Genomic DNA, 4,585 nt, shown 5'->3' with positions numbered 1-4,585 from the left:
ACGACGCTCTTCCGATCTTCCCTGATTCAACGAAGAAAAAACCCTTGAAACATGCAATCAGCGTGTAATGCAAGTGCCTGAATTTAATTCTGAAATCATCATTGTTGACGATGGTTCGACCGATGGAAGTCTTGGCATCGCCAGGCGGTTGGAAAAAAATATTCCGGATTAGGCCCCTTTAACTTTTGAAATTAAACCGCAAAGGATTCCTGGAAAAAATTTGTGAAAAGATCCCGGGGCATCTGGGGATCAGCCCCTTTCACCGGGTCGGCACCGAGACCGGACAGCCGCAGATGCCCCTTTTCCATGACAAGTATCCGGTCTCCCAGGTCCCGGGCCTCCTGCAGGTCGTGGGTCACAAATAACGTGGTCAGGCAGAACTGCCGCTGGATTCGTTTAAATTCCGACCGCAGATACTGTGCCGTTTGGTAATCCAGATGGGACAAGGGCTCATCCAGGAGCAGAAGATCTGGTTTGCACGCCATGGCCCTGGCCATGGCCACCCGCTGTTTTTCGCCGCCGCTGATCTGGCCCGGGTAGCTTTTTGACAAATCTGTTATCCGAAACAATTCAAGAAGGGTGTCAATTTCCTGGATAACCTGCTTTTTCTTAAGCTTTCTGGCCTGCATGGCGATTTTAAGATTCTCAAACACAGTCATGTGGGGGAAAAGATAGAGGTCCTGGAACAGATAGCCAATCCGGCGGCGGTGGGACGGCAGGGTATGAACAGCCCTGCCGCCCAGAAGAATCTGTCCGGTATGGGGCATAAAACCTGCGAGGATATTCAAAAGCGTGGATTTTCCGGCACCGGACGGCCCGATCAGCACCATCAGTTCGCCTTTTTTGATCCCAAGGTGGTCAACGTTGACATACCGGGATTCAAGATTATTGATAACCAGATACCCCATGCCATGCCTCCTTTTTTTAGTATTGCCGGACTTTCTGACGTACGCCCAGCCATTTAAGCACCATGAGCAGTACAAGCCCAAGACTTATCAGAAGCCAGGCACAGGCAACAGCCAGTTCGATCTCTCCGCTGGTCAGGTTCAGGTAAACTGCGATGGGCAGGGTCTCGGTTCTCATCCGGGACGCACCTGCCACCATCAGGGTGGCCCCGAACTCCCCCAGGGTCCTTGCCCAGGCAAGGACGGCCCCGGCAAGAATGCCGTTGCGGGCCATGGGCAGGACAATGAAGCAGAAGACCCTGGCATCGGACAGGCCCAGCATGGCGCCTGCCTGTTCATATTTTTCATCAATGCCCTCAAAGGTGACGCGCCCGCTTCTGATCACAAGGGGAGTGGCAATGAAGGTCTGGGCCAGCACCGCACCGGCCGGGGTAAAAAGGAAATCAATCCCGGTCTTTTGAATCCACTGTCCGGCAATGTTGGGGCCCAGCAGAAAAAGCAGTCCCATGCCCGTGACCAGCGGCGTCATGACCATGGGAATGTCCAGAAGGGAATCCACGACAAATTTGCCGGGAAACCGTCTTCTTGCCATGAGATAAGCTACCGGAAGGCCTAAGCCCGTGGAGATTCCCACCGAAGATACCGAGGTTGCAAGGCTCAGTTTCAGTGCAAACCGGGTCTCTTCGGTTAAAAGGGCTCCCAGAAGATCGGCAATCCCCATCTGGGCTGCCAGGGCATATAAGACCGCCAGCACCCCGCAGCAGCAGATGAACAGAATGCCGTAAAACAGCCGGATCATTGGGTCAGGGTCAAAAAACCAAACTTTGTGAAATACGCGACGCCCTGGGGACCTGAAACAAATGCTTTGAATTGTTCTGCAAGCGCAGTGTTTTTAGCGGTTTTCAACACGGCTATGCCGATGATCTCCGGGGTGTAAAACTTTGTGGGAATTTCAAACATGGCAAGGGTATCCTGGTGCATAAACGCATTGGCCCGGGCCACAATGGCAGCATCCACAGCGCCCTGCACCACATAAAGGGTGAGCTGATTGACCGTGGCGCCATAAACAGCGACATTGGCCAGGAATTGTTTTTTCAGGCCCGCATTCCTGATAATATCCATGCTGGTCCGGCCCAGGGCCATGGCTTTGGGATCGCCCATGGCCAGCTTGACGCCGGGGGCGGCCATGTCTTCCAGGGTTTTAATGGCATGCTCCCCTTTTTTGTTCACGACAATCACCGGGGTGTGAAGGGCGACCTGGCTGTCAGAGATAACCAGCCCCTTTTCTTTGAGTTTATTGATATAAAAATAGGACCCCGGCATGAACAGATCACCGCGCCGGGTCGTCTGGTACTTGGCCATCTGCTTGCCGGATCCCCCATAATCCACAATAACCTTGTGTCCGGTCTTTTGCTCAAACTGTGCAATGATTTTATCCGTGGGTTTTCTCAATCCGGCACCTGCATAGAGGAACAGCTCATCTGCTCCGGCGTCAAGGATAAACAGCAAAGACATGCCAATAACAACCAGCAGCGGAAATAATTTTTTCATCTTAATTCTCCTGAGATCGGGTTAACAAATATAGTATATGTTCTTAGCAATGGCAGTTATACACGTCAATATAATTTTAACAATGTCATTTTCACCCAACGCGGGAATTGAACAAGGCTTTTCAGGAGAATGGCGATAAACAGCCTATCCGTTCACGGATTCAAGATGTTCCAGGTGAGCCAGGACGGCCCGGATTTCACCGTAGGAATAATCGTTGCCCAGTTCATTTTTCATCTGGGTCAGAGTTTTGTCAGGCGACACCACGGCCGCGATGGCTGCCTGTTTTTCTTTGTCCTGCACCAGCTGGTCCACAGCCAGTTCGCCTTTGGCAATAAAGACACACAAATGCCCCTGGATGGTGGTAACGGCCAGGCCCCGTTCTTCGGCAATCTTTTCAACGGACAAACCCTCTTTAAAGCGCATCAGGCTGATGTCCCGGGTGTTGAACCCGGAGGACGCATGGCCTGAATCTTTATCCGGGGCGGGTTCTGGTGGGCGGGGTTTCGGGGTTTCATCCCCCGGGATGCCTTTTTCATTGCAGTACGTATCCACCATGGCCAGCAGTTCATCCCCATAGCTGTCCACAGTGGCAGGCCCAACCCCTTTCAGGGACTTCAGACTTTTCTTAGACCGGGGCAGGCAGACTGCGATCTGGACCAGGACCTTCTGGTGGGCCACCTGGAACGCCTTGACATTTTGGGCAACCGCGGTCCGGGTGCGCCACGCCTTTAAGGCCTGAAACAATTCGGGGTGGGCAATGTCAAGCTCGGTATAATCCGTGACAGGGGATGAACCAGCGCTCTTTTTAGACTTATCTTTGGGTACATCTGCCATGGCTTCCGATGACAGGGCACTCAGATAGGCGGTTGTGGAAAATCCGTCTTTACAGGATAGAATCCCGGCCTGTTTGACACGGATTTCCTGTTTTAAATTGTCCAGGGCATTTTGCACCTGCTTGGCTAAAGCCGCATTGTCGGTTTCCACTGCGCCTTTTTCAAGCAACCGGCCAAACACCTGATCCAGGGTATTGCCAAACCAGACACTGGCTTTTCGCACCCGCTCCTGGATAATGGCACTTGTTTCCGGCAACGGCTCCGCTGCCATCAACCCTTTCAGTTGAATCTGAAATTTATCGCTCACCTGGAACACCTGGTCCCGGGCCCTGGATTCCAGTTCAGCTGGTTCACCAAGCCCGGGAATGCGCAGCACATTGCGGTTGTCCCTTGCCAGGCGCAGAAAATAAAAAAACAACCGCCTGAAACTTGAACAGTCAAAGCATTTAAGTACCAGGGTCTGCTGGCAGGCGGCCCGGGCAGATCTGAAAACAGCGGCAAGGTCCTGGTCCGGCGGGGCAGTCCGGTTCATGAAATTCACCACCACCGGGTCGGTGCCCAGGGCGTGAGACGGCACAGGGGCGGTGAGCACCAGCCCGTCAAGGCCGGTACAGCGGCTCAAGGCCACATAGACCTGGCCGTGGGCAAAGGCATTTTTCGCATCCACAATGGCCCGGTCAAAGGTTAAGCCCTGGCTTTTATGAATGGTGACGGCCCAGGCGAGCTTTAACGGAAACTGCTTGAATGTCCCCACCACCTCCTGTTGAATGGTTTTATCTTCCTCGTTTACCTTGTATGTGACATTTTCCCAGTCCACCGGCTTGACCTCCACAACGGGGCCGTCCTTAGAACCTGATGTACTTTCACCGGCCGCTCTTCCGGCACTGCCCCGGCAGGCCACGGTTACGGTTTCAGTTCCCACATGGGTAACCTGGCCGATGGTGCCGTTGAAATAGGCTTTATCAGGGGAGGCGTCATTGCGCAAAAACATCACCTGGGCCCCGGGTTTAAGTGTAAGCTGTTCCTCCGTAGGAAAGGCCTGGGACGGGAAATCTCCGGACACCTCTGCAGCCAGCGTGTATGCTTTCTCCCCAAGCCGGGCAAGTTTCAGGGCATTGATGGATTCGGCTCTTTGATTGTGCGTGGTCAAGGTAATGTAACCCTGGTCCGGAGAGCTGGGCGTCACCTGCCGGTTGAGGATATCAGTACAGTGGCGGTCCATGCGGTTTTCGCGCACGGCATTGAGCAGGCGGATAAAATCCGGATCGCTTTGACGGTAAACAGTTTCAAGCTCTA

4 protein-coding genes and 1 pseudogene are annotated in these 4,585 nt (G+C 53.4%); 1 reads left to right on the top strand and 4 read right to left on the bottom strand.

The genetic code is table 11. The features are described from left to right. Positions 1–37: 37 nt before the first annotated feature. A pseudogene (locus AB7U36_RS18975) lies at positions 38–172 on the top strand (glycosyltransferase); the annotation flags it as partial. 19 nt (positions 173–191) lie between these two features. Here AB7U36_RS18975 and AB7U36_RS18970 read toward each other — a convergent pair. From AB7U36_RS18970 to AB7U36_RS18955, 4 genes are all read right to left on the bottom strand, one after another. After that, on the bottom strand, positions 192–908 hold the full coding sequence (locus tag AB7U36_RS18970) for an ATP-binding cassette domain-containing protein (protein WP_428161220.1): 717 nt from the start codon (positions 906–908) through the stop codon (positions 192–194). A 16-nt stretch (positions 909–924) separates the two neighbouring features. Further along, positions 925–1,704: an ABC transporter permease gene (locus AB7U36_RS18965; protein ID WP_428161219.1), complete on the bottom strand. Its 780-nt coding sequence runs from the start codon at positions 1,702–1,704 to the stop codon at positions 925–927. After that, a complete protein-coding gene (gene modA, locus AB7U36_RS18960; RefSeq protein ID WP_428161218.1) occupies positions 1,701–2,456 on the bottom strand; it encodes a molybdate ABC transporter substrate-binding protein in 756 nt (251 codons plus the stop codon). The genes AB7U36_RS18965 and modA overlap by 4 nt, the downstream gene beginning before the upstream one ends. Before the next feature lie 144 nt (positions 2,457–2,600). Then, the coding region (locus AB7U36_RS18955; RefSeq protein ID WP_428161217.1) for a helix-turn-helix domain-containing protein at positions 2,601–4,585 on the bottom strand (1,985 nt) is incomplete at its 5' end.

This window comes from Desulfobacter sp., assembly GCF_050177295.1.
This window is presented reverse-complemented; position numbering and strand designations above follow the sequence as displayed.